The sequence below is a fragment of the Formosa algae genome (assembly GCF_001439665.1).
GTDB classification, from domain to species: domain Bacteria; phylum Bacteroidota; class Bacteroidia; order Flavobacteriales; family Flavobacteriaceae; genus Formosa; species Formosa algae.
Window position 1 is genome coordinate 1 of record NZ_LMAK01000080.1, and the last position, 26,397, is coordinate 26,397.

General features: G+C 33.5%; 18 protein-coding genes and 3 tRNA genes. 10 read left to right on the top strand and 11 right to left on the bottom strand.

The genetic code is table 11. From position 1 onward, the window contains the following. From AST99_RS17750 to AST99_RS17765, 4 genes are all read left to right on the top strand, one after another. Positions 1-487, top strand: a 487-nt coding sequence (locus tag AST99_RS17750; protein ID WP_057784100.1) for an aconitase family protein, incomplete at its 5' end; no start/stop codon positions are given. A gap of 145 nt (positions 488-632) precedes the next feature. Then, positions 633-6,134 (top strand): alpha-2-macroglobulin family protein, encoded by a 5,502-nt coding sequence (locus tag AST99_RS17755; protein WP_057784102.1) that lies wholly within the window; start codon positions 633-635, stop codon positions 6,132-6,134. Continuing rightward, positions 6,113-8,488, top strand: a complete 2,376-nt coding sequence (gene pbpC / locus AST99_RS17760; RefSeq protein WP_057784104.1) for a penicillin-binding protein 1C — start codon at positions 6,113-6,115, stop codon at positions 8,486-8,488. Before AST99_RS17755 ends, pbpC begins: the two co-directional genes overlap by 22 nt. A 330-nt stretch (positions 8,489-8,818) precedes the next feature. Continuing rightward, entirely contained in the window at positions 8,819-11,092 is a 2,274-nt protein-coding gene (locus AST99_RS17765; protein WP_057784106.1) for an aconitate hydratase, read from the top strand. Between the two features lie 108 nt (positions 11,093-11,200). Here the strand turns inward: AST99_RS17765 and AST99_RS17770 are convergent, their stop codons facing one another. Next, complete coding sequence (locus AST99_RS17770; protein WP_057784107.1) at positions 11,201-13,684, bottom strand: T9SS type A sorting domain-containing protein; 2,484 nt, start codon at positions 13,682-13,684, stop codon at positions 11,201-11,203. A gap of 225 nt (positions 13,685-13,909) precedes the next feature. Further along, positions 13,910-14,986 carry a LamG-like jellyroll fold domain-containing protein gene (locus AST99_RS17775; protein WP_083495727.1) on the bottom strand — a complete coding sequence of 359 codons (1,077 nt, stop codon included), beginning with the start codon at positions 14,984-14,986 and terminating at the stop codon, positions 13,910-13,912. Positions 14,987-15,590: 604 nt separating this feature from the next. Here AST99_RS17775 and AST99_RS17780 point away from each other — a divergent pair. Continuing rightward, positions 15,591-16,157, top strand: coding sequence for a TlpA family protein disulfide reductase (locus tag AST99_RS17780; protein ID WP_057784111.1), 567 nt, complete (start codon positions 15,591-15,593; stop codon positions 16,155-16,157). A gap of 233 nt (positions 16,158-16,390) precedes the next feature. Here AST99_RS17780 and AST99_RS17785 read toward each other — a convergent pair. The 3 genes from AST99_RS17785 to AST99_RS17795 form a co-directional block, all read right to left on the bottom strand. Further along, a tRNA-Lys gene (locus tag AST99_RS17785) sits at positions 16,391-16,463 on the bottom strand. A 204-nt stretch (positions 16,464-16,667) separates the two neighbouring features. Further along, a tRNA-Leu gene (locus tag AST99_RS17790) sits at positions 16,668-16,752 on the bottom strand. Between the two features lie 62 nt (positions 16,753-16,814). Next, positions 16,815-16,887, bottom strand: a tRNA-Lys gene (locus AST99_RS17795). Between the two features lie 134 nt (positions 16,888-17,021). Here AST99_RS17795 and AST99_RS17800 point away from each other — a divergent pair. Then, positions 17,022-17,543: a shikimate kinase gene (locus tag AST99_RS17800; RefSeq protein WP_057784113.1), complete on the top strand. Its 522-nt coding sequence runs from the start codon at positions 17,022-17,024 to the stop codon at positions 17,541-17,543. Here AST99_RS17800 and AST99_RS17805 read toward each other — a convergent pair. The 6 genes from AST99_RS17805 to AST99_RS17830 all read right to left on the bottom strand — a co-directional run bounded on the left by AST99_RS17805 (position 17,535) and on the right by AST99_RS17830 (position 21,924). Then, complete coding sequence (locus AST99_RS17805) at positions 17,535-18,038, bottom strand: phosphoribosyltransferase family protein (protein ID WP_057784115.1); 504 nt, start codon at positions 18,036-18,038, stop codon at positions 17,535-17,537. The two genes, AST99_RS17800 and AST99_RS17805, sit on opposite strands and share 9 nt — an antisense overlap. Before the next feature lie 89 nt (positions 18,039-18,127). Then, complete coding sequence (locus AST99_RS17810; protein ID WP_057784117.1) at positions 18,128-18,523, bottom strand: RNA-binding S4 domain-containing protein; 396 nt, start codon at positions 18,521-18,523, stop codon at positions 18,128-18,130. A gap of 208 nt (positions 18,524-18,731) precedes the next feature. Further along, positions 18,732-19,313, bottom strand: a complete 582-nt coding sequence (locus AST99_RS17815; RefSeq protein WP_057784119.1) for an outer membrane beta-barrel protein — start codon at positions 19,311-19,313, stop codon at positions 18,732-18,734. A 162-nt stretch (positions 19,314-19,475) separates the two neighbouring features. Beyond that, positions 19,476-20,057 (bottom strand): porin family protein, encoded by a 582-nt coding sequence (locus AST99_RS17820; RefSeq protein ID WP_057784121.1) that lies wholly within the window; start codon positions 20,055-20,057, stop codon positions 19,476-19,478. A 47-nt stretch (positions 20,058-20,104) separates the two neighbouring features. Continuing rightward, complete coding sequence (locus tag AST99_RS17825; RefSeq protein WP_057784123.1) at positions 20,105-21,058, bottom strand: transketolase family protein; 954 nt, start codon at positions 21,056-21,058, stop codon at positions 20,105-20,107. Between the two features lie 20 nt (positions 21,059-21,078). After that, positions 21,079-21,924, bottom strand: coding sequence for a transketolase (locus AST99_RS17830; protein ID WP_057784125.1), 846 nt, complete (start codon positions 21,922-21,924; stop codon positions 21,079-21,081). A 263-nt stretch (positions 21,925-22,187) separates the two neighbouring features. Here AST99_RS17830 and tgt point away from each other — a divergent pair, with 263 nt between their 5' ends. The 4 genes from tgt to AST99_RS17850 all read left to right on the top strand — a co-directional run bounded on the left by tgt (position 22,188) and on the right by AST99_RS17850 (position 26,297). Further along, entirely contained in the window at positions 22,188-23,318 is a 1,131-nt protein-coding gene (gene tgt / locus AST99_RS17835; RefSeq protein WP_057784127.1) for a tRNA guanosine(34) transglycosylase Tgt, read from the top strand. Between the two features lie 2 nt (positions 23,319-23,320). Further along, positions 23,321-24,397: an LptF/LptG family permease gene (locus tag AST99_RS17840; protein ID WP_083495728.1), complete on the top strand. Its 1,077-nt coding sequence runs from the start codon at positions 23,321-23,323 to the stop codon at positions 24,395-24,397. After that, positions 24,384-25,280 carry a DMT family transporter gene (locus AST99_RS17845; RefSeq protein WP_057784131.1) on the top strand — a complete coding sequence of 299 codons (897 nt, stop codon included), beginning with the start codon at positions 24,384-24,386 and terminating at the stop codon, positions 25,278-25,280. The genes AST99_RS17840 and AST99_RS17845 overlap by 14 nt, the downstream gene beginning before the upstream one ends. Positions 25,281-25,343: 63 nt before the next feature. Beyond that, the gene (locus tag AST99_RS17850; protein WP_057784133.1) at positions 25,344-26,297 is read left to right on the top strand and encodes an acetyl-CoA carboxylase carboxyltransferase subunit alpha; all 954 of its coding nucleotides are present in this window, start codon (positions 25,344-25,346) and stop codon (positions 26,295-26,297) included. Positions 26,298-26,397: the final 100 nt, after the last annotated feature.

Sequence of the window (26,397 nt, forward strand, 5' to 3'; positions counted from 1 at the left end):
TATGAAAATATTAGCTCAAATGTTGAAGAACATCGAGAGACAAAAAGGTAAAGTTGAATTTAAAGCGCCTTTAGTTGTTGCGCCTCCAACTTACAATATTGTAGATGAGTTAAAAGCAGAAGGAGACTGGGAAGTATTACAAAAATATTCTGGTTTCGAATTTGATGATAACGATCCAAAAGCAGTAGCACGTACAGGATACGAAAACATGCTATATTTAGAGCGTCCAGGGTGTAACCTTTGTATGGGTAATCAAGAAAAAGCTGAACCAGGAGATACAGTAATGGCAACATCTACGCGTTTATTCCAAGGACGTGTGGTTAAAGATTCTGGAGAGAAAAAAGGAGAGTCTTTATTATCTTCAACTCCAGTTGTAGTCTTATCAACTATCTTAGGAAGAACGCCTAATTTAGCAGAATATCAAGAAGCAGTAGAGGGTATTAACTTAACAAAATTTAAGCCTTCAAGTAAATTATTATCTATCTAATTCATAGATTTAAATCATAAATTAAAAGCCCGTGTCTAAATCAGACTCGGGCTTTTTTTTGCTATGTATGATCTTGCTTCTTTATCCGAATTAATGAATTTATGTCTACTATTTTTATAAATTTGTTTAAACATCCAACCAAAATATGCTAACTAAAAAAACAACGTCTTTATTATTATTTATCTGTTTCATATTTTTTGTAGGATGTGATGATAAACCTAGCGTCTCTTTAAGTAATATTCAAAAATTTAAAGACCATATCTTCGAAGTGTCCTCAGGAGTTATTTCAACCAAAGATCAGATTAAAATTGTTTTAATTAATCCGATGAAGGATGTATCTTCAGAAGTAGAGTTAGATCAAAGTATTCTTAGTGTGTCTCCTAAAATTTCAGGAAAGGTAATGGCGCTTAATAATAGGACTATTGCTTTTATACCTAATGAAAGATTCGATTCAGATACGCGATATACTTTTGAATTAGATTTAGGAGCCTTACAAGATGTTAGTCGTGAATTTAAGACGTTTATTTTCGATGTTAAAACCATAAAACAAGACTTTCAGGTCAATACAAAAAACCTGCAAAGCTACTCAAGAGATTGGCAATATTTAAATGGTATTATAAAATCTAGTGATGATATTTTAACATCGACCGCAAAAAAAGTAGTTACTGTTAAGCAAAATGGGAAAACGTTACCTATTAAAATTGTGAGTGAAAACATCGATGGTAACTATTTCAAGTTTAAAATAGATAGTATTCAACGTTTTGAAAATGACTCTGAAATAGAAATAGAATGGGATGGAAGCGATTTTGACATTGATACGAAAGGTGACTATACGTACGAAATACCCGGGAAAAATAATTTTAAAGTCATAGGTATTAATGTATTTGATGAAGAGAGTAAATACGTAGAAATTAACTTCTCAGATCCTGTTAATAGCAACCAAAATTTAGATGGTTTAATAACAATACAAGGTCAAGGCAACCTTTCTTTTTCTAAATCTAATAATATTGTCAAAGTCTATATTCAAGATGTTAAAGACACTAAAGAAATTACAATACACAGAAGCGTAAAAAGTAGTTATGGAAATACATTAAAAAGTAGTGTAACCCAAGAAATTACTTTTGAAGAAATAAAACCACAAGTAAGATTATTACAAAACGGTACCATACTTCCTAATTCTGAAAATTTAAAATTTAATTTTGAAGCAGTTAGCCTAAAAGCTGTCGATGTTACAATCATTAAAATTTTTGAAGACAATGTATTACAGTTTTTACAAAATAACGATTTAGGAGGTAGTGACGAACTTTTAAGAGTTGCTAGACCTATAGCTAAAAAAACAATTAATTTAAGTGGTTCTGGTGACGATCTTTCTAATTGGAAGGCATATTCTGTAGATTTAAAAGCAATTATAAACCCTGATCCCGGAGCAATTTACAGAGTAGAACTTAGCTTTAAAAAAAGCTATTCAAATTATAAATGTGAGAATGAAAATGATGAATTAATAGAGGAAGAAACTATTAATTATGATCAAGAAGAAGCTGAATTTAGTAATTGGGATTCTTCATACTACTATGATGATTATAGTTGGAGAGATTCAGATAATCCATGTGAAAACTCATACTATGTCAATAAAAAAGTTAGCTCTAACATTTTAGCCTCTAATATTGGAGTCATTGTAAAAGAAGGTAAGAAATACACCTATTTTATTGCAGCTAGTGATATTGTAAATACAAATCCAATTGCAGATGCAGATGTGAAGTTTTATAATTACCAACAACAATTAATTGGTCGCCAAAATACAGACAGTGAAGGGAAACTAACTTTTTCAGCAGCTGCTAAAGCCTATTTTGTAATCGTTACTAAAAATAAAATAAGTACATATGTGCGATTAAATGATGGTAAGTCTTTATCGGTTAGTAAGTTTGATGTGTCTGGAGCCGAATTAAAGCGGGGTTTAAAAGGGTTTATTTATGGAGAACGAGGTGTTTGGAGACCAGGAGATACCATTCATTTATCGTTTATGTTAAATGATAAAAACAACAAATTACCAAAGAATCATCCTGTTAAATTAGAAGTTTTTAATCCCTATGGAAACTTATATTCTTCAGAAATTAGTACTCAAGGTTTAAATAATTTTTATCGCTTTACGGTTCCAACAGATCCAGATGATTATACAGGGTCTTGGATGGCTAAAGTAAGTGTTGGAGGTGCTAATTTTACTAAAGTCTTAAAAATAGAAACTATAAAACCTAATAGGTTAAAAATAAAAACGTCTCTAGATGAAGATTTAATTACTGCAAACAAATTGGTAACAGGAAATCTTGAGGCTTTGTGGTTACATGGCGCCATTGCAAAAGATTTAAAAACAGACGTCACAGTAAGTTTTAACCCTATTAAAACAGAATTTAAAGCATTTCCAGGTTTTGAGTTCGATGATCCTACCAAAACGTTTACCTCTCAAGACAAAGTTGTTTTCGATGGTAAGGTCAATGAAAGTGGTAAAGCACAATTTACATTTAAACCCAATACAAAAAACAGTCCAGCAGGATTGTTAAGAGCCACATTTTTATCTAAAGTCTATGAAGAAGGAGGCGATTTTAGTTCAGATGCTTTTGCTGTAAATTATGCGTCGTATACATCTTATGTGGGTTTGCTTACTCCAAAAGGAGATGCTTCAAGAAATATGTTACTTACAGATACTAAACATAAATTTGAAGTGGCTACAGTTGATGCTTATGGGAAACCAAAAGCTGTAAAAGATTTAAAAGTAGCGATTTATAAAATAAATAGTAATTGGTGGTGGAATGAAGATGAAGATAACTTATCCTCTTTTGATACAAGTTCCAGTAAAAACGAAGAATTTACCACACAAGTTTCTACAGATGCTAGCGGAAAGGGAACATTTGAATTTGAATTGAAATATCCAGAATGGGGACGTTATTTAGTATACGTTACAAATCCAGAGTCGGGACATTCAACAGCTAAAATGATATTTGTAGATTGGCCAGGTTGGGCTGGAAAGGCAAGAAAAGGAGATCCGTCTTCGGCAACGATGCTTTCATTTTCTACAGATAAAGAAAAATATCAAGTTGGAGAAACAGCAACAGTTACATTTCCATCATCTGGTTCTGGTAGAGCATTAGTAACTTTAGAAAATGGAACCGGAGTGCTTAAAGGGTTTTGGGTTAAGGCAAGCAAAGGCGATACTAAATTTGAATTGCCAATAACTAAAGAGATGACACCAAATGTGTTTATAAACATTAGTTTATTGCAAAATCATAACAATACAAAAAACGATTTACCCATTAGAATGTATGGTATTACAGGTATAGCTATAGAAAATCCAGAAACAAAGCTTCAGCCTGTAATTAATATGCCAGATGTTTTAAAGCCGGAGGAAGAAGTTACCGTAAAAATTAGTGAAGAGAACGGAAAAGCAATGACGTATTCTATCGCTATTGTAGATGAAGGTTTGTTAGACCTTACACGATTTAAAACACCAGATCCTTGGTCTGTATTCTATAAAAAAGAAGCTTTAGGGGTAAAAACATGGGATGTTTACGATGAGATTATTGGTGCTTTTGGAGGTCATATTAATCAAGTATTTAGTATTGGTGGAGATGATATGCTTGCTGGTAGTAAAAATCAGAAAGCAAATAGATTTAAACCTGTTGTTATTTATAAAGGGCCATTTCAGTTAGATAAAAATGGCAGTAAGACACATCGTATTAAAATACCTAAATATATTGGTTCTGTTAAAACAATGGTGGTTGCTCATAACCCAGAAACGGAAGCTTATGGAAGTGCAGGAAAAGCGACGGCTGTTAGAAAACCTTTAATGGTTTTAGCGTCTATGGCAAGAAAAGTAGTTCCAGGAGAAAAAGTTAGAATTCCAATCACTGTTTTTGCTTTAGAAAACAAAATTAAAACAGTAAAAGTATCTATTACGTCAAATGATATTTTTAAAGTTATTGGCGCATCCTCTAAAACAATTACATATGCCAGTCCAGACGAAAAAATGGCTTATTTCGATGTAGAAGTGCTTAAAGATGGTATTGGAAAAATAGATATTAGTGTTAGTGGCCACGGAGAACACGCTTCCTATAATTTAGAGTTAAATGCTTTTAATCCGAATCCAGAAAGTATTGAAGCTATAGATATTGCATTACAACCTAATGCATCACAAACTTTAGATTTTAATACGTTTGGAGTTATTGATACGAATAAAGCACAGTTAGAGTTGTCTAGTTTTCAACCTATAGATTTTACAGGTAGATTACAGTATTTAATTGCGTATCCTCATGGTTGTGTAGAGCAGACAACCTCTGGAGCTTTTCCTCAATTATATTTAAATGATGTTTTTAAAATATCTGAAGAAAAGAAAGCAGCAACACAAAAAAATATAGAATCTGCTATTGATAGATTATCAAAATTTCAGAAATCAAGTGGAGGGTTTTCATATTGGCAAAATCAGAATACAGTAGATGATTGGTCTACAAGTTATGTCGGACATTTTTTCCTAGAAGCAGAGAAAAAAGGGTTTGTACTACCTATTAATTTTAAAACCAAATGGATAAATTATCAAAAGAAAGCCTCTGAAGGCTGGAGCTCTAATGGAAATCAATTAGCACAAGCTTATCGTTTATATACACTGGCATTGGCTAGAAATCCTGACAAATCATCTATGAATAGGCTAAGAGAGCTTGCGCTTCAAGGTAATTTAAATGCCTTAGCGAAATTAAGACTTGCTGCAACTTATGCTATAACAGGTAAAAAAGATGTGGCTAAAGCATTAATAGCCGATTATGGGTATAACGGAGATTTAGAAATTGCGGCTAAAAATGAAAATAATTATGGTTCTGAATTACGAAACCTAGCGATGTTTTTAGAGACTTATATTGTGTTAGATGATGAATTTAAAGCAAAAGAAATTGCAGATATTATCGCTTCATCATTAACAAGTGACACTTATATGAGTACTCAAACTACTTCATATTGCCTTTTAGCGATGTCAAAATATGCTAATTTTATAGGTAATGAAGGTATTAGTATCAGTTACAAATTTAATGGTAAAAAACAAGAAACTGTAAAATCTGACAAGGCTATAGTTCTAGATAATTTTAATGTGAAATCAGGTAGCAATACGATTCAAATTAAAAATAATAAAGATAATATTGTTTATGTTCGATTATTAAATAGCGGGATTTTACCTATAGGAAATGAAAAGGTTATTGAGAAAAATATTTCAGTGACTATGAGTTTTACTGATAGATTAGGTAAAACGATTGATGTAAATAAAATTCTGCAAGGAACTAATTTCGTTGCAAATATAACCTTAAAAAATAATAAGCAGTTAGCTGTGGATGATGTTGCTTTAAGTGCTTTGTTTCCTTCAGGATGGGAAATTATAAATACAAGGTTTAATCTTAATAATTCTAGAAATAGTAACATTACCTATGAAGATGTACGAGACGATAGAGTTAATTATTACTTCGATTTAAAATCTAATGAAACCAAGAGTTTTAAAGTTTTGCTTAATGCGTCCTATTTAGGGAGTTATTATTTGCCTGGAATGCAGGTAGAAGCCATGTATGATAATGATTTCTTTGCACGTACAAAAGGACAATGGGTACAAGTATTAGAATAAATAAAGGCTTAGTTAAGCTTAGAATATATTTAAAAAAACATAGGTTTAAGACGTTTTTAATAGTTGTTTTTGGCCTATGTTATATATTTTGTCTTCCCGAAAAATTATTTATTACACCCAACTCAACCCTAATAGAAAGTAAAGATGGTGAATTGTTGGGTGCTTTAATAGCTAGTGACGGACAGTGGCGATTCCCTGATTTAGATGTTGTTCCTGATAAATTTAAATACTGTATCGTTCAATTTGAAGACGAACATTTTTATGAGCATCCAGGTTTTAATCCTATATCCATGTTCAATGCTCTTAGGGCTAATATAAAAGCAAAAAAAACAGTAAGAGGTGGTAGCACGATAACCCAACAAGTCATTAGACTTTCCCGACAAGGACAAAGCAGATCGTACTTTGAAAAACTTAAAGAGTTAATTTTAGCAACACGATTAGAATTTAAATTTTCAAAAGAAAAGATTTTAAAAATGTATGTTTCACATGCGCCTTATGGTGGTAATGTGGTTGGTTTAGAAGCTGCTTCGTGGAGATATTTTAATGTGGCTCCTACAAAATTATCATGGGGACAAAGTGCAATGCTTGCCGTATTACCAAATGCTCCAAGTTTATTGTATCCAGGTAAAAACGCAGATTTACTTTTAAAAAAACGAAATCGGTTATTAAAGAAGTTGTTAGAATCTCATATTATAGATCAAACAACTTATAATTTATCTATAGAAGAAGACATTCCTACTAAACCTAAAAACTTACCTCAAGTAGCTCCTCATTTATTACAAAGGGTAGCGAAAAAGAATAGAGGAGAACGTATTAAAACATCAATAGATCTCACCGTACAGGAATTAGCACTACAAATAGTAAATAAACATTACACACTACAATCTCAAAATGGTGTATATAATATGGCTGCTCTTATTTTGGATGTTAAAACTAAAAAAGTGATAAGCTATATCGGAAACACAAATACAACTAAAGCACACCATAAAGATGTTGATATAATTACAGCTCCTAGAAGTACAGGAAGTATTTTAAAGCCTTTTTTATATATGTCTATGTTAGATACCGGAGAGTTGTTACCCGAAACCATATTGCCAGATGTGCCAACTACAATAGGTAATTATAAGCCTGAGAACTTCACGTTAGAATATCTAGGAGCAGTTTCAGCAAAATTGGCTTTAGCAAAATCACTTAATATTCCCGCTGTTAGAATGTTATATTCGTATGGTATAACACGGTTTTATGATGATTTACAATCACTTTCAATATCAGATATTAATAAAGGGGCAGATCATTATGGACTCTCATTAATACTTGGCGGTGCCGAAGGTAGTTTATGGGATATCTGTAGTGCATATAGTAATCTAGCATCAACTCTTGTGCATTTTAATTCAAATTCTAGTCAGTATTATGTAAACGAATTTCAACAACCCAATTACAACAAAGAATTTAATGCTGATTTAGGAGCTTTAACTTTTGATAAATCACATCTTAATGCGGGTAGTATTTATTTTGGGTTTGAAGCGATGAAAGAACTTAATAGACCGAGTATAGATAATTCATGGCGTTATTATAATTCTGCACAAGAAATTGCATGGAAAACAGGAACGAGTTATGGTAATAGAGATGCTTGGAGTGTTGGTGTTACAAAAGATTATGTGGTAGGTGTTTGGGTAGGAAATGCTGACGGTGAAGGAAGACCTGGCGTAACAGGTACGAGTGCTGCTGCACCGGTAATGTTTGATTTGTTTGACATACTACCAAAATCGGAATGGTTTGCAACACCTTATGACGATTTAATTGATACTAAAATATGTACTAAAAGTGGACAATTAGCTAGTGATATTTGTCCGAGTACACTACAAAAAATACCAGCTAAAGGTTTAGAAACAACATTATGTAAGTATCATAAATTAATTCATTTAGATCAGACAAGAACCTATCAAGTCAATACGTCTTGTGAAAAACTAAGTCATATAAATACAGTGTCTCAATTTGTTTTACCGCCTTTAATGGCTTGGTATTACAAAAAAAATAATGTCGATTATAAAACAGTACCTCCTTTAAGAGATGGTTGTAAAGGGGAAGCTACAACTGTTATGGCTTTTTCAGAACCTGTAAACACTAATACTATAATAGTACCTAAAGGAATTTCTGGAGCACGGAATAAAGTAATTTTTAAAGTAGCTCATAATGATGCCAATGCGACTTTGTATTGGTATGTAGACGATACCTTTTTAAAATCGACTACTAATTTTAATGAAGTTGCTATAGACTTAAATGTAGGCGAACATATTATTACTGTTTTGGATCATTTAGGGAATAGTATTCAGAAAAAAATTCTTGTAAAATAATCTGCATTTATAATATACATTTTCAACTTTTAAGGATTCAGAATTAGAGAAATGTCAATCCTATATATTGCTTGTTTTATTCTTATTTCTATTGTTATTACGCGACCTAATTTGTATCGACTTAGAGTTAGTGTTTAGTACAAATGGTCAGTAAATTTGTTCAGTATATGCCTTCTTGTTACATACTAAAAATTATGATGTGTTATTATTCAGAATATTAAGTTAAAAGATTCTATTTTATAATCATTCTATATAATATTATCTTTTTTATTACTCATTCACATTTTGTAACTTAGACTAAATTCAAATAACAAAAAAAAACGAAATTTTATGGCATTTGACATAGACATGATAAAAGGTGTGTACACCAAAATGGCGGATCGTGTAGACAAAGCACGCGGCATTGTAGGCAAACCGTTAACGCTTTCTGAAAAGATTTTATATTCTCATTTATGGGACGGGACTCCTGATAAAGCATTTACAAGAGGGAAAGACTATGTGGATTTTGCTCCAGATAGAATTGCATGTCAAGATGCGACTGCGCAAATGGCTTTATTGCAATTTATGCAAGCTGGTAAAGATAATGTCGCTGTACCAACTACGGTACATTGCGATCACTTAATTCAAGCTAAAGATGGTGCGTCTACAGATTTAAAACACGCAAACGATGTAAGTAGTGAAGTGTTTAAATTTTTAGAGTCTGTATCTAATAAATATGGTATCGGATTCTGGAAACCAGGAGCAGGTATTATTCACCAAGTGGTTTTAGAAAATTATGCATTCCCAGGCGGAATGATGATTGGTACCGATTCTCATACTGTAAATGCAGGTGGTTTAGGTATGGTAGCTATTGGTGTTGGTGGTGCAGATGCTGTAGATGTGATGGCAGGAATGGCATGGGAATTAAAATTTCCTAAATTAATAGGAGTGAAGTTAACCGGAAAATTATCGGGTTGGACTGCGCCTAAAGATGTCATTTTAAAAGTAGCCGAAATTTTGACTGTAAAAGGAGGTACGGGTGCTATCGTAGAATATTTTGGTGAAGGTGCAACATCTATGTCGTGTACCGGTAAAGGTACCATTTGTAATATGGGAGCCGAAATTGGTGCAACAACATCTACATTTGGTTACGACGAATCTATGGAGCGTTACTTACGTGCCACAGAACGTGAAGATGTAGCAGATGCTGCAAACGCAGTAAAATCGTATTTAACTGCAGATCCCGAGGTTTACGCAGATCCAGAAACGTATTTTGATGAAGTTATTGAAATTGATTTATCTGTATTAACACCATTATTAAACGGACCATTTACGCCAGATTTATCTACACCTGTTGGCGCTTCAATGACTGAAAAAGCCAAAGCGAATGATTGGCCTTTAAAAGTGGAATGGGGTTTAATTGGATCGTGTACGAACTCGTCTTACGAAGATTTATCTCGTGCATCATCTATTGCGCAACAAGCTTTAGATAAAAACTTAAAAACAAAAGCTGATTTTGGTATTAATCCAGGTTCAGAAAAAGTTAGATATACAACAGAGCGTGACGGAATTCTTGAAATTTTTGAGAAATTGGATGCTAAAATATTTACCAATGCTTGCGGACCATGTATTGGGCAATGGGCAAGATATAGCGATCCTAAGAATGCGCCTAAAAATAGCATCATCCACTCGTTTAACAGAAACTTTGCTAAACGTGCCGATGGAAATCCAAATACGCATGCTTTTGTAGCCTCTCCAGAAATGGTGGCAGCAATTGCCATTGCGGGACGTTTAGATTTTAATCCGATGACTGACAAGCTGATTAATGAAGATGGGGAAGAAGTGATGTTCGATGAGCCAACAGGATGGGAATTACCTCCAAAAGGTTTTGAAGTTAAAGATAACGGTTACTTAGCTCCAGATGAAGACGGAAGTGGTGTTGTAGTATCTGTTAGTCCAGATTCTGAGCGTTTACAATTATTAGAACCATTTACACCATTAGGTGATTCTATTACCGGTGCTAAATTATTAATTAAAGCATTCGGAAAATGTACAACAGACCATATTTCTATGGCAGGACCATGGTTACGTTTCCGTGGACATTTAGATAATATTTCTAATAACTGTTTAATTGGTGCAGTAAATGCATACAATAAGAAAACAAATTTTGTAAAAAATCAATTAACGGGTGATTATGCTGGTGTTCCAGATACAGCTCGTGAATATAAGGCTGCTGGTATTAAATCTATAGTGGTTGGAGATCATAACTATGGTGAAGGATCTTCTCGTGAACATGCCGCTATGGAACCTCGTCATTTAGGTGTGGCTGCTGTGTTAGTGAAGTCTTTTGCTCGTATTCATGAAACAAACCTTAAAAAACAAGGGATGTTAGGATTAACTTTCGATAATGAAGCAGATTACGATTTAATTCAGGAGGACGATACCATTAACTTTTTAGATTTAAATGAATTTGCTCCAGACAAACCACTTTCAATAGAGTTTGTACATGCAGATGGTTCTAAAGATGTAGTTGTTGCAAATCATACTTATAATGCGGCTCAAATTGCATGGTATAAAGAAGGTTCTGCATTAAACTTAATTAAGAAAGAAAATGCTAAAGCGTAATTTTAAGTCACGTTTTTAACAACTGTATTATAAATAAAAAAATCTAGCCTTATTAGGCTAGATTTTTTTGTTATAGGACGTATTGATAAGCTATTAGCAATAGAAAGTTTACTTAAGAATAAGTTTAAAACTACCTTGTCCTGCGTTATTATCTATGGTTATAAAATAAAGTCCTTTAGCTAGAGACGATAAGTTAAAAGATGTGTTGTTTAAAGCTTCAGAAGAATCAAAATAATACGTTTTTACAATTTCTCCAGAAACAGACACTATATGCATTACAGATTTACCAATCGTCTCTGTTGTTGAAATTTGAAATATCCCGTTAGATGGATTTGGGTATGCACTTAATTTATAATTTGCTGTATTATTAACTTCTTCAACACCTAAGGTGGCTTGTATTAATGGTGTGTTACTAAAATTAATAAGTTGTCCATCAATATAATATTGTGCTTTAAAGCCATCATTACAATCGTCGCAAGTAACGCCTGTAACACAATCAGGATTGTTTGGATGACAATAATCAACATAAGTCGGATCAAATCTATAGCTAAAATCTACAGTGCCTTTAGAGATTTGAGAGGTCATATCTACAATATCTGGCGGTGCTATAGATCCTGGACACCATCCAGCTCTATTATAAGTCCATGTGCCTTGTTGTCCGGTACAGCTATCAGGATTTGGATTACACGTATTCCATAAATTTTGAGTATAATTTGGCTCACCATCAACATCAATATAATTTGTAGCATTATAAAACTCAGCTGCATTTTCAGAATTATTGTCTCCCCAACCATGACCGGTGTTCGATAAACGCAAATGGGAACTTAAAATATTTGCATTGTAAGTGTAGTTTGCAACAGGAACCGGTTGTAAATCGTCCGGATTTCCTAGATCCCAGTTTCCATCCCATAATTCATCAACACTTGAATATAAATATTCTGGTGTGCCTTGCTGATATTCAAAATCTAATGATATTTGCCAGCCACCAGTGCCCCAAGTATCAATAAACATTCTAAACTCCACTTCGCCTTGTAGTAAACTAGCATAATCGGTTAAATCGATAGTGTGGCTACAGCCCACACCGTATGGGGTAATGTATCTAATTATCTGAATCCAATTTCCGTCAGGGCCCATAACATCAATAAAGGCTCTACGGTCCCAATTATCGCAGTCTCCTGTTGTAGATGGACATTCAACTAATAAATTGGCTATAATCTTGTCATAGCTTCCCACATGTTGTGGCATTGTAAATGTGCCATAAAAATTTCGACTGTTAGTTGTATTGTATTCAATAACAGCTTCATCCATGGTTTTTACATTTTGAGTGCTTATACTATTACTAACTTCAACGTTTTTTGTTATTGTGGTATTTTCACCATTAGAACCATAGGCTGTGATGTGTATTGTATGTGATCCATAGGCCTCTGGAGTCCATAACGCATAGTGTAAATTATTTTCACTGTATACAGTGAGTGGAGTATCATCTACTAAAACTTCTATACTATTTATGCTAATTAAGTCGGCTTCTTCTATAGCGGAAGTAATGTAAATAGGGTACGCATAAAATGATGGCATCTCTATAGGATAATCTTCTGTAAGGCGTGTTGAAATAGAAGGGGAGAAGGTGCTAAGGTCTATTACTTCAAATTGTGTAAAGGTTTCTGCTGCATTATAATTTGCATTACCAGCTTGCTCTGCTTTTAGGGTTACGGTCCCAACAGTACCATCTAATGTTACCGTATTGCCATTAATTGTTGCAGGTCCAGATACAATGCTGTACGCGATATCTGTTAACTCGGAAGTTGAGGTGGCAGAAACATCAAAAGGATTGGCAGTAGTACTTTTTTTATCTACAGCATTAAAAGTTAGGATTTGATTTTGTTTGCCTGAGCCATCTCCTGTCCCAAATAAATCGATAGAAGAGTTTGCTGTGATATGTGGATATTCTCCATTACCTGTAGTGTCATTTTCTTCTGACGGATAGTATGAAAACACAAAGTGCGTCGCAACGGTATCTGGACTTTGATCTAAGGTGGCTTGATCTACTATAAGCGGATTGTTACCATTACCAACTCCCAATTCGCCATTATTGTTATATCGCTCTTGTCCGTTGGCGTGGACTAATCTTACAATTGGAGCATAATAATCTCCATCAATAATTCCACCATTTTTGTATGTATCGTCTACACCATTACTAGATACATTAAAAATGGTATAGGTTTTTGTAAATGTTTCATCTCCATTATCAACTGTTTCTGTTGTATAATAACTATTGCTAACATCTACATCGTTTAGAAGTCCTAGTGTCATATTTAATCTGTCTGTAGCAGCAGTCCAATTTATATTGTCTGGAGCTTCTGCAACTAGAATACCATCTGGATAGGGGTAAAAACGAAGATTTATAGCATTATCGGCGTCGTTAGGAACATTGCTTAATACAAATGTAATAGGTGAAGATGTCGCTAAAGTACCGTCGGGATGAAATTCTGCAGGTTTTCCTGTGAATTCAAAACTAGCCTGACCAAAACTTATAGTTGTAACTAATAAGTAAAGTAGGCATATTATATATTGGAGGTTTTTTTTGTTTTTCATATGTATAATGAGTGCATGAAATATGCGTATTAATTAGGAAGGTTTAAGGTGTAGAAAAGTATCGTTCTAAAACAGGAAATAGAGCCAAGTAGATATTTTAAATGCTATTAATCAATACAATGTGTTTGTCTAAATACGCTCTGTTTTTTAACGACTAAAAAAAAATCCTGTTATATGTTTTAAATACAACAGGATTTTAATTAAAAGGTTAAAACTTATAGGATCTTATTTTTTAAGAATCTTTAAGTTTGCAACTTTGTTATCTTCTCTTACTTTAACTATGTATAGTCCAGTAGTTAATGTGCTCATATCTACAGATTTACCGCTAGTTCTAATAACAGCCTTTCCTGTGATATCAAATACGCTAATATCTAAAACACTATTACTTGTTGTTTTAATGTTTAAAACATCTACAACTGCATTTGGATAGGCTTTAAGCTCGTCATCTCCAAAAGCAACATCTTCAATACTAAGTAAACTACCTCCGTAAATAAGTTCAATTTCTTCTTCACTAAGTGCTTCATCATAAACTCTAAGGTCATCAATTCCTCCTCCGTCGAACCATTTTAAGGTATTATTTCCTCTACTTCCAATAGTAAGTAAATCATTTGTAGTGTTAAAAGAGTTTCCTGTATTACTACCTCCGTCGTTAGTCGTTTTATTACCATCTATATAGAAGATTATATCCTCTAAGGCATCTCCATCATCATAAGTAAAAGCGACATGGTGCCAGTTACCATCTTCTAAATCTGTACTTCCGCCAGTAGTATAATTTCCGTTTACATTACCTCCTCCTACTGCTATTTGTATTCTGTCTTGAGCAGCAGCTAAAGTCCAAGTTACTCTTCCTTGAGAGCTAGAAGTAGGATCTCCCATGTTAAGTATAACATGTGATCCTCCACCACCAGATATATCATCAAAACGAATCCAAGCAGCAAAAGTACGCGCATCATCACCTAAAATAGAATGATTGGTAGTACTTTGAATTTGAACATTAGATGAATTATCGATAATACTTACATTGTCAGTATATTCACCAGAATCAGCATCATAAGCATAGCTAGAAAAGTCTATTGCATAACTTCCTTCTTTTGGAGTCGCACTATTATAAACTATTAATGAACCTTCTCCATTAGGATCGGTAACCTCAAAAGTAATCCCATCAGATTCTGTAGTACTTGCTTCTAGATTGTTTTCAAATCTAACATGTAAAAATGCATCAGGGTCTTGTGCATGTACAGTCCCAACGGCTAAAGTTGAAATTGCAAAAAATGATAAGTTTTTAAGTAATTTTTTCATCATAAAATAATATTATTGGATTAGTTGTTATTAATTTATGTAAAACAACTGATTTGGAACTTTTTTTTTAGATGAATAACAAAGCAACGTACTTAAACAACAATTTTATTAAGCTTAATGTCTTGTATTCACCAGGTTTTGTGTGTAAACGATTAAAAAACAGCATATTATTTTTATATGGGTGCTATGTAGTAATTAAGAGGCAAAATGAAGCTCAGAATTAGGTGAATTTATAACTGATTTCATGTCTTCTGTTTTCAAATTAAAATGCATTTGGTTGTCAGAGTTTTATATTTATAATTCAATATGAAGTCAGATTTAATTACAGCAGTAATAAGTACTATTATATATAGGTAGGAAAAGAAGTTATTAGAGAACTATTGTTTGAAACAATGCCAAGAGGTTGTAATGCTAGATTGGAGAGATTGGTAATATTTTGTTTTAAGAGGTTTTATTGGTGGCTTTATTTATTTAGTAGTTAATACACGGTTTAAAATAATACATATAATTGTAAACAACATTCTGAATATACTTTAGAATTTTGTAACTAAATTTGAAACGCATCATCTGTATAGTGAATGTATCTGTTTTAAACCCCATGTATCTCATGTTAAAATCAAAAAAAAATAAAGTTTCAAATATTATTTTTGGAGTGTTTTTAGTGTTATTAATTATTCCACAAACACGGCAGCCTATTCAAGTGTTTATCCAAAAAGGCCTAGCGTTATTTGGACCATCTGTAAAAGCTAAAGCAGATCAGAAACAAATAGATACTTATCAATGGAATCTAAGTGATTTAAACGGGACGCCATTTCATTTTGAAGCTGCTCAGGGAGACGTTATTTTGGTCAATTTTTGGGCTACTTGGTGTCCGCCTTGTATAGCCGAAATGCCAAGTCTTGTAGATTTACATGACGATTATAAAGATAAGGTACAGTTTTTATTTATTTCAAATGAAGAGAAAACAGTTATCGAAGCGTTCTTAAAAAAGAACCAATTTCAAATTCCGATACATCAACCCATTTCAGCAGTTCCAGAGTCTTTGCAGACATCTACAATACCAAGAACTTTATTAATAAGTAAAACAGGCAAGATTGTGATTGATAAAACGGGAGCATCTAACTGGAACAGCCAAACAGTTAGAGAAACCATAGATAAATTATTAGCAGAATAGAATTAATACCATTTGAGCTCTGCTTATTTAGCTCTTTAAACAAATTGATGGCGTTTTAATAGAAGAACGTCTTAACCTCAATTTGGTTAAAACCTACAAAGGTGACTGTATGCGTAGGGAATGAGTGTTTAAATTAGATTGTATTTAAGTATAAAATGAAGGAAATGTTATACTGAAATTTGTAAGATTATATAAATTAAAAAAGGTTAAACATTGCTGTTTAACCTTTTCTGTGACCGGGCTGGGGCTCGAACCCAGGACCCTCTCCTTAAAAGGGAGATGCTCTACCAACTGAGCTACCAGGTCATTGTTTTTCTTTCTCTATAACGAGGGTGCAAATATACGACCTTTATTTAGATAAACAACTAATTTTTGATATTATTTTTAAAACATTTTTATGTGTTCTTTTCTTAGAAGAAAACATGTGTTTTAAACTATTGATAACAAATGGTTTATGTTACTTGTGTAGCTGTTTAAAAACATGAAAAAAAATAAAAAAGAGTTAAAAAGTGCGCACGAGAAGATTCGAACTTCCACGTCCTAAACGGACACTGGCCCCTCAAGCCAACGCGTCTACCAATTCCGCCACGTGCGCATTATAAATAGGGTGGTGTATAAATAAAAAAGGTTAAACGAATATGTTTAACCTTTTTCTTGTGACCGGGCTGGGGCTCGAACCCAGGACCCTCTCCTTAAAAGGGAGATGCTCTACCAACTGAGCTACCAGGTCATTGTTTTTCTTTGCGTATTGCGGGTGCAAATATATCATCTTTATTTAGAAATCCAAGCCTGTTTCTTATTTTTTTTTCGTTTTTTTGTTGTGCAATTATGTATGTTTTTAAGTATCAATAAAAAGCACTTTTAATGAATTTAATTTTAATAGGATATATGGGGTCAGGAAAGTCAACTTTAGGTAGAAAGTTGGCAGAAACTTTACAATACCCCTTTATAGATTTAGACGATTATATGGAAGAACAAGAACAGTTATCTATTCCAGAATTATTTAAAGTGCGAGGGGAAATTTACTTCAGAAAAAAAGAACACGAATATTTAAAAGCACTTTTACAGGAACAAGATAATGTGGTACTGGCGCTTGGAGGTGGTACACCGTGTTATGCTAATAATATGGATCTCATTACTAAAAATGAAAATGCAAAGTCTTTCTATTTTAAAGCCGGAATAAAGGAACTTACAAGTCGTTTAAAGCACGAAAAAGAAAACCGCCCATTATTAAACCGATTTAAAACAGACGACGAACTAATGGAGTTTATAGGAAAACATATGTTTGAACGTTCTGCTTATTATAATCAGGCAGATGTTGTAATTCCTGTAGATAATACGACAGAATTAGCTGTGTTAGAACAGGTGATGTCGCATTTAGTCTAAATAGGCTTCGTAATGCTTAGCATCAAAATCTACAGTCACATGCTCGTTTAATGAGGTAGATAACGAAATACCTTTAAAATCGGCCTTTACAGGATATTTTTTATGGTTTCTATTAACAAGTACAGCTGTTTTAAATTGTTTTAACGGCACATCTAAAAAGAAACGTACGCCATAAATTAAAGCAGTTCCAGAATTTAATACATCATCTATTAATACAATAGACTTGTTTTGGTATTCTTCAATACTTAAAGATGTTTTAATCTCGTTTCTCGGATTTTTTTTATCAATACTAACTTTACAAAGTATAGGTTTAATAGGTGATATTTTACTTAAAACCGATTTTAGTTTTTTTGCTAAGACATAACCATTGCTATCAATACCTGCTAAAATAACTTCTTCTTCGTACACGTTACTTTCATAAATTTGATACGCGATACGTTTAATTTTATGATTGATTTCATCATGTGTTAAAATGATATTTTTAGTTGCTTCCATTTGAGTATTGATATTTAATCAAAGATAAAAAGAGTTTTTTTATCCCGTTATTATTTTAGCATTATTATAAAGTGTAGAATCTTGACGTTTTATAAGTTTTCTTTAAGTGGATTTTCATCTTGATCGTCTTGATAATCGTCTATATCTCTACGATCTTTTTTAGTCGGTCTACCGGTTCCTTTTTTACGATAATAATCTTTTGCGTATTTTAAAAGCTCTTGAGCTTCAAAGGCTTCTTTTGGAGTTGTATCTACACGATAAATATCTACCAATTTAGCACCAACCCGATTTGGAGGTAAATCGTTGACTTTTAAACTATAATTTATTTGATCTTTTCTGACTTCAATTTTATCTTGAGGATAGACATCACGACTGGGTTTAACAACAGCGCCGTTTACTTTAATATGTCCCTTCTTACATGCCGTGGTTGCAATACTTCTTGTTTTGTAATAGCGCACACACCATAAATATTTATCTATTCGCATTCTTTAATTGTAAAAATCGTCGTTTTATAATAAGGTAGTATACATGTTACCTACGTGTCTTAAATATCAAAAATAAGCAATATTGAAATTAACAACACGCTCTTTAACTATTTTATTGTAGTATTCATAAACAGTTGTAAACCTTAATAAATTATGTTGTCTATAAAAAGGAACTATACATTCAAATAGATCTATATTAGGAAGTCGATTAAAGTTTTAGAGAGACACTTAAAATAAGTTGCTCGGGTCTAGAATTAATGGTCACGACATCTAAACCGCTATTGGTAAGGTATAGTAATTCGTAGTCTTCGAGTCCGCGTTCGTATCTTAAATCAATTCCAATACGGCTAAAGTTAAAGGCAATTCCAAAATTAAGACCTGTGGTAATATCTTCACTGCGATCTTCTGCGCTAATGTTATCTAGTTTTGTGTCTATAATATATTGAAGTGTTGGTCCGGCAAATATGCTAAATGGACCAATTATCTGTACACCAATTAATGCAGGAGTATCTACTTTCTTAACGCTAAAGGTATCTTGATCGTATGTACTACTAGTTTGGGTGTAGATAACTTCTGTTTTAAGGTAAATTAAGCTTCCAAACTTACCAAAAACACCCAAATGAAAACCCGCGTTATGATCTGGGTGTTCTATGTATTTACCTAAAGATTCGTAACTGCCGTTAGAACTATAATTCAAACCACCTTTTAAACCGAAACCAGTACCTGACTGTGCCGATGAAACGTGTATAGTGCAAAGAATACCAAATAGTAGGACTATTAATTTTGTCATAGTTTTGTAAATAGGGAGGTTTTAAAAAACGAAACTACTAAAATTATTTTCTTTTTATCGTTGTTTAAAGAGTCTTAACGATTAATTGATGCTTAATTGTATAAATGATAGTATTAGCAGTTAATAGATATATTATTATTATCGTGAAAAGCCATGTGTTTTTTACATTCTAATAGATAAACTCAGGACAAGTTGATCTGGTCTAGAATCTATTGTGACAAGATTAGCATTGTTGTCTGTAAGAAATTCAGCTTCATTAGAATTAAAACCACGTTCGTATCTTAAATCCAGACCAATGTTTCGAATGTTTAATGCGAAACCAAATTGTAATCCCATACTAATATCTTCTTCAATGTTGTCATAATCAATGTCATCATATTTAGAATCGATTATATATTGAAAAGATGGGCCAACAAATGCACTTAAAGGACCAATTAAACGGATTCCTACTAAAGCGGGTAAATCAATTTTCTGAATTTTAAATTCGTTACGGTTGTACTCACTACTGGTGCTGGTGTACATTAATTCTGGTTTAAAGTACAATCTGCTACCAAATTTAGCAAAAACACCCAGATGGAAACCAATGTTTCTGTCTGAGTGTTTTATATTGGAGCTGGACGAAATAAAGTTCCCGTTAGAACTATAATTTAATCCGCCTTTAATACCATAACCTGAACCTGATTGTGCCGATGTAAGCTGTAACGCTCCAACAACAACACTTAGCATTAGGATTATCTTTTTCATAGATGTCGTTTTAATGTGTTTTTACATTAAACGCGAATCTACTACATTTATTTTCTTTTAATCACCGTTTCGCAAGCCTTAACAATAGCTTCAGCGTTTAAACCGTACTTATCCATTAATTGTGCTGGTGTTCCAGATTCTCCAAAAGTATCATTTGTACCCACAAATTCTTGAGGTGTTGGGTTGTGTGTTGCTAATACACGGGCAACGCTTTCTCCTAAACCACCAATAACATTATGTTCTTCAGCAGTAACAATACATCCTGTTTTTGCAACAGAATCTAAAATAGCTTTGGCATCTAATGGTTTAATAGTGTGAATGTTTATAACTTCGGCAGAAATGCCTTTTTCATTTAAAGTTTTAGAAGCTTCTAGTGCTTCCCATACTAAATGTCCGGTAGCTACTATAGTCACATCTGTACCTTCTGTAAAGTTGATGGCTTTTCCGATTTCAAATTTCTGGTCTGCAGGCGTAAAAATGGGCACAGATGGTCTTCCAAAACGAAGATATACTGGTCCGTGGTGTTCTGCAATTGCAATTGTAGCTGCTTTAGTTTGGTTGTAATCGCAAGGATTAATAACCGTCATACCTGGTAACATTTTCATTAACCCGATATCTTCAAGGATTTGGTGTGTTGCACCATCTTCACCTAAAGTTAAACCCGCATGCGATGCACATATTTTTACATTCTTATCTGAATAAGCAATAGATTGACGAATTTGATCGTACACACGACCTGTAGAAAAGTTAGCAAAAGTACCTGTAAATGGAATTTTACCACCAATAGTTAACCCCGCTGCGATTCCCATCATGTTTGCTTCTGCAATACCAATTTGGAAAAAACGTTCTGGATTTTCTTTAATGAATTCGTCCATTTTTAAAGATCCAATTAAGTCGGCACATAAGGCAACTACATTAGGGTTTGTTCTTCCAAGCTCTGCTAATCCAGCTCCAAATCCGCTTCTTGTATCTTTTTTCTCTGTATATGTATATGTTTTCATTGTCTTTTTGATTGTGAGGATTAGTAGTCGCCTAAAGTTTCTGGGTTTTGTCCTAATGCATTTGCAAGTTGCTCGTCGTTAGGTGCTTTTCCGTGCCATGCGTGGGTGTACATCATAAAGTCTACTCCATGTCCCATAACTGTTTTTAATAACACACAAACAGGTTTTCCTTTTCCTGTTAAAGCTTTAGCTTCTGCCATACCTTTTAATATAGCGTCTATATCGTTTCCTTCGTTAACTTCTAAAACATCCCAACCAAAAGCTTCAAATTTAGCTTTAATGCTTCCCATTGGTAACACTGTATCTGTAGAACCGTCTATTTGCTGACCGTTTAAATCGATAGTTGCAATTAAGTTGTCTACCTTTTTAGCAGAGGCATACATAATAGCTTCCCAGTTTTGACCTTCTTGTAATTCACCATCACCATGAAGGGTATATACTAAACTTGTATCGTTGTTTAATTTTTTAGCTTGTGCAGCACCTAGCGCTACAGATAAACCTTGGCCTAAAGAACCAGATGCAATACGTACTCCAGGTAAACCTTCGTGAGTTGTTGGGTGTCCTTGTAATCTAGAATCAATTAATCTAAAGGTATTTAATTCTTCAACTGGAAAATATCCGGCATGTGCAAGTACACTGTAAAATACAGGAGAAATGTGTCCGTTAGATAAGAAGAATACATCTTCGTTTAAACCATCCATATCAAAGCCGTCTTTGCGGTCCATGATCTCATTGTATAGGGCAACTAAAAATTCTGCGCATCCTAAAGAACCTCCTGGGTGACCAGAGTTTACTTTGTGTACCATGCGTAGAATATCTCTACGAACCTGAGTCGTTAAATCTTGTAATTCTTTTGTGTTAGCCATGTTTTATAACTTGATTTTTAAAGGCTCAAAAATAACCCTTTATGTCTGTTTAACAAATTAATATTTTGCTAATTTACTTAAAGGTTTACGTAAATACTGTTATTATTCAAAATGTGATGCGTTTTTTTAAAATTTTAATAATAACTAGGCTCAAATTGAACACTTAAAGCAGATGAGTTAACTATTGATTCTTAATTTTTTTTAAATACCAATACATATCACAGCGAGTTAATTATCTTTGCCAACTGATTGATTTTTTGAACATGACATTTGACTTAAAAGCACAAGACCTGCAAAGTAAAGCCAGAGCTGGAGTAATAACTACAGATCACGGTAAAATTGAAACACCTATTTTTATGCCCGTAGGGACCGTTGGGTCTGTAAAAGGTGTACACCAGCGTGAACTTAAAGATGATATAAATCCAGATATTATTCTTGGAAATACCTATCATTTATACTTGCGTCCGAAAACTAAAATCCTTGAAAAAGCAGGTGGTTTACATAAATTTATAAACTGGGACCGTAACATTTTAACCGATTCTGGAGGGTATCAAGTGTATTCATTGTCTTCAAACAGAAAGATAAAAGAAGAAGGGGTAAAGTTTAAATCGCATATAGATGGAAGTTACCACGTGTTTACTCCAGAAAATGTAATGGAAATTCAGCGTAGTATTGGTGCCGATATTATTATGGCATTCGATGAATGTACGCCTTACCCTTGCGATTATAACTATGCGAGACGTTCTATGCATATGACGCATCGCTGGTTAGAACGTTGTTTAACGCATTTAGATAAAACACCTTATACATACGATTATGCCCAAACATTCTTTCCTATTGTACAAGGGAGTACGTATAAAGATTTACGTAAGCAATCTGCAGAATATATTGCTAGCGTAGGTGCAGAAGGTAATGCCATTGGTGGTTTATCTGTTGGGGAACCTGCAGAAGAAATGTACGCTATGACAGAAGTGGTAACGGATATCTTACCATGGGATAAACCTCGTTATTTAATGGGAGTGGGTACACCTATTAATATATTAGAAAATATTGCACTTGGAGTCGATATGTTTGACTGTGTAATGCCAACACGAAATGCTAGAAACGGAATGTTGTTTACAGCATACGGATCTATTAATATTAAAAATAAAAAGTGGGAAGACGATTTTTCTCCTATCGACGAGATGGGCATCACTTTTGTAGATACAGAATATTCTAAAGCGTATTTAAAGCATTTGTTTTCTGTGAATGAATTATTAGGAAAGCAAATTGCAACCATACATAACTTAGGTTTTTACCTATGGTTGGTTCGTGAAGCGAGAAAACATATCTTAGCCGGAGACTTTAGAGTTTGGAAAGATATGATGGTTAAACAAATGGATAATAGATTATAGTATTGAAAATATTAGATTGGTACATATTAAAACGGTATTTGCTCACATTTTTAATGATGTTGTTGCTATTCATTCCTATTGGGATTACCGTGAATTTAGCCGAAAAAATTGGTAAAATTTTAGAAAAAGAAGTGCCTTTTGGCGAAGTCGTATTATTCTATTTAGATTTTACCGTGTATTTTGCACACCTTTTATTTCCATTATTTTTATTTTTATCTGTTATATTCTTCACCTCTAAATTGGCAAATAATACAGAGGTTATTGCTTTTTTAAGTTCTGGAGTGTCCTTTTCAAGGTTTTTAAGACCGTATATGATTGGTGCTACGGTAGTAGCTATTTTAGCCTTAATTTTAGGAATGTACCTTGCGCCAGAAGCTAGTAAAGGTTTTAATGATTTTGATTATAAATACTTTAAAAATAATAAGAAAGCGGTAGAGACCGGGAGTGTGTACCGACAAATTAACGATCACGATTTTATCTATGTAAGTAGTTTTGATGCCAAAAAGAGAATGGGACAAAACTTTACTTTAGAACATGTTGTAGATAATAAGATGGTATATAAAATGAGTGCTCGTAACATTCGTTATATTGAAAAAGACTCGGTGTACCGTATGGTAGACTATGTAAAACGTATTATTGGAGAAAACAACGACGAATTTATAACACAACGCCGTAAAGACACTATTTTTAGTTTCGATTTGGAAGATTTAACACCTTTAGAATATATAGCCGAAACGTTAACGTATAGTGATTTAAATCAGTTTATAGAAAAAGAAAAGGAAAGAGGGTCGTCTAGTATTGGGCGCTACGAGCTTGTAAAATACAGAAAGTGGAGTTTACCCGTTTCTGTATATATATTAACTATTATTGCCGTAGCTGTGTCGTCTAAAAAACGTCGTGGTGGTATGGGAGTTAACCTTGCCTTTGGTGTAAGTATAGCCATGGTATTTGTCTTTTTCGATAAAATATTTGGTGTTATGGCAGAGCAGTCAGATTTCTCACCATTGGTAGCCGTATGGTTTCCAAATATTATTTTTGGGGTACTAGCTGCCTATCTATTGTACCATGCGAGACGTTAAATTACTCAATTATTTGCATATGCACCTGTTGGTGTTTATTGCAGGATTTACAGCAATTTTAGGAGAATTAATCACCATAGATGCCATTCCATTAGTTTGGTTTCGTATGCTCATGGCTACAGGGTTAATGTATGCGTATATTCGTTTTAAAAAGATTCCTATAAAGGTGTCTCCAAAAACAATAGCAAGGTTTTCGTTTGCAGGAATCATTATAGCACTACACTGGATTACTTTTTTTGGAGCGATAAAGGTTTCTAATATTTCGATTACCTTATCTATGGTATCTTCTGGTGCTTTTTTTGCATCTATTTTAGAGCCAATCATACATAAGCGAAAAATTATTAAATACGAAATGGTATTCGGTTTGGTGGTTGTTTTAGGTGTTATTATGATTACGCAGAGTGAACTTCAGTATATAAATGGTATCATTTTAGGAATTATTTCAGCTTTTTTATCCGCTTTATTTGCGGTGCTGAACGGAAAATTTGTGAAAGAACACAGACCGTCTGTTATTTCAATATACGAGTTTATTAGTGGGGTATTATTCATCACCTTATTTATAGCCTTATTTGGAACAGGATTTAATGCAGAATTTTTTAGTGTAAGCACTTCAGATTTGTGGTATTTGTTTATTCTAGCCTCAGTATGTACTGCTTATGCATTTATTGCATCCGTAAAAATCATGGAACATGTCAGTCCATATACGGTAATGCTTAGCTTTAATTTAGAACCTATTTATGGTATTATTTTAGCGATAATATTATTCCCAGAAACAGAAAAAATGTCGACTAATTTTTACTTCGGAGCCTGTATTATTTTAGGTGCAGTGGTGCTTAATGGCATCCTTAAAAATTGGAAAGCACTAAAAAGAAAACGGTCTTAACAAAATATCAACGCTAAAGTTTTTATATTTGTAGGCTAACTAAAAAACAAAACCTTCATTGGTATGGAATATTTAGAATTTGAACTTCCTATTAAAGAGCTTGAAGAGCAATTAGATAAATGCGAAATTATAGGTAAAGAAAGTGATGTTGACGTATCAGAGACCTGTAAGCAAATCGAGAAGAAGCTTATCGAGACTAAGAAAGAAATATATAAGAATTTAACGCCTTGGCAACGTGTCATGATGTCTAGACACCCAGATAGACCTTATACTTTAGATTATATTAAGGCGCTTTGTGGTGAAACTTTCTTAGAGATGCATGGCGATAGAAATGTGAAAGACGATAAAGCCATGATTGGTGGTTTAGGTAAAATAGGCGACCAAAGCTTTATGTTTATCGGACAACAAAAAGGATTTAATACCAAAACAAGACAGTTTAGAAATTTCGGGATGCCAAATCCAGAAGGCTATCGTAAAGCATTACGCTTAATGAAGTCTGCAGAAAAATTTGGAATTCCTGTTGTTACTTTAATAGATACTCCTGGTGCTTACCCTGGTTTAGAAGCAGAAGAACGCGGACAAGGAGAAGCCATTGCAAGAAATATTTTAGAAATGACTCGTTTAAAAGTACCTATTATTACCATTATTATTGGTGAAGGTGCTTCTGGAGGAGCATTAGGCATTGGTGTTGGAGACCGTGTGTTAATGTTAGAAAATACGTGGTATTCTGTGATTTCTCCAGAATCTTGTTCTTCAATTTTATGGCGTAGCTGGGAATATAAAGAACAAGCTGCTGATGCTTTAAAGCTTACAGCTACAGATATGAAGAAACAAAAGTTGGTAGACGAGATTGTTAAGGAACCAATTGGTGGTGCACATACAGATCGCCAACAAACGTTCTCTATAGTTAGAGATGCTATTATTAAATCTTTCGATGAACTTAAAAACTTATCACCAAAAGATTTAGTGAAAAAGCGTATGACAAAATATGAAAATATGGGAGTGTTTAAAGACTAACTCTTTCACTACCCAAATGTTACAAATCTGAAGTGGTCTAGCTTCAGATTTTTTTATGGTTATTAACAAAATTTGTAAGTTATTAACAGTTAGAATGTTC

Bases quoted from the DNA above. Each gene is read 5' to 3' on its own strand.
- AST99_RS17810 (WP_057784117.1), bottom strand. From the start codon at position 18,523: ATGCGAATAGATAAATATTTATGGTGTGTGCGCTATTACAAAACAAGA.
- AST99_RS17755 (WP_057784102.1), top strand. From the start codon at position 633: ATGCTAACTAAAAAAACAACGTCTTTATTATTATTTATCTGTTTCATA.
- AST99_RS17775 (WP_083495727.1), bottom strand. From the start codon at position 14,986: ATGATGAAAAAATTACTTAAAAACTTATCATTTTTTGCAATTTCAACT.
- AST99_RS17800 (WP_057784113.1), top strand. From the start codon at position 17,022: ATGAATTTAATTTTAATAGGATATATGGGGTCAGGAAAGTCAACTTTA.
- AST99_RS17780 (WP_057784111.1), top strand. From the start codon at position 15,591: ATGTTAAAATCAAAAAAAAATAAAGTTTCAAATATTATTTTTGGAGTG.
- AST99_RS17850 (WP_057784133.1), top strand. From the start codon at position 25,344: ATGGAATATTTAGAATTTGAACTTCCTATTAAAGAGCTTGAAGAGCAA.
- AST99_RS17765 (WP_057784106.1), top strand. From the start codon at position 8,819: ATGGCATTTGACATAGACATGATAAAAGGTGTGTACACCAAAATGGCG.
- AST99_RS17830 (WP_057784125.1), bottom strand. From the start codon at position 21,924: ATGGCTAACACAAAAGAATTACAAGATTTAACGACTCAGGTTCGTAGA.
- AST99_RS17770 (WP_057784107.1), bottom strand. From the start codon at position 13,684: ATGAAAAACAAAAAAAACCTCCAATATATAATATGCCTACTTTACTTA.
- AST99_RS17825 (WP_057784123.1), bottom strand. From the start codon at position 21,058: ATGAAAACATATACATATACAGAGAAAAAAGATACAAGAAGCGGATTT.
- AST99_RS17845 (WP_057784131.1), top strand. From the start codon at position 24,384: ATGCGAGACGTTAAATTACTCAATTATTTGCATATGCACCTGTTGGTG.
- pbpC (WP_057784104.1), top strand. From the start codon at position 6,113: ATGGGTACAAGTATTAGAATAAATAAAGGCTTAGTTAAGCTTAGAATA.
- tgt (WP_057784127.1), top strand. From the start codon at position 22,188: ATGACATTTGACTTAAAAGCACAAGACCTGCAAAGTAAAGCCAGAGCT.
- AST99_RS17805 (WP_057784115.1), bottom strand. From the start codon at position 18,038: ATGGAAGCAACTAAAAATATCATTTTAACACATGATGAAATCAATCAT.
- AST99_RS17815 (WP_057784119.1), bottom strand. From the start codon at position 19,313: ATGACAAAATTAATAGTCCTACTATTTGGTATTCTTTGCACTATACAC.
- AST99_RS17820 (WP_057784121.1), bottom strand. From the start codon at position 20,057: ATGAAAAAGATAATCCTAATGCTAAGTGTTGTTGTTGGAGCGTTACAG.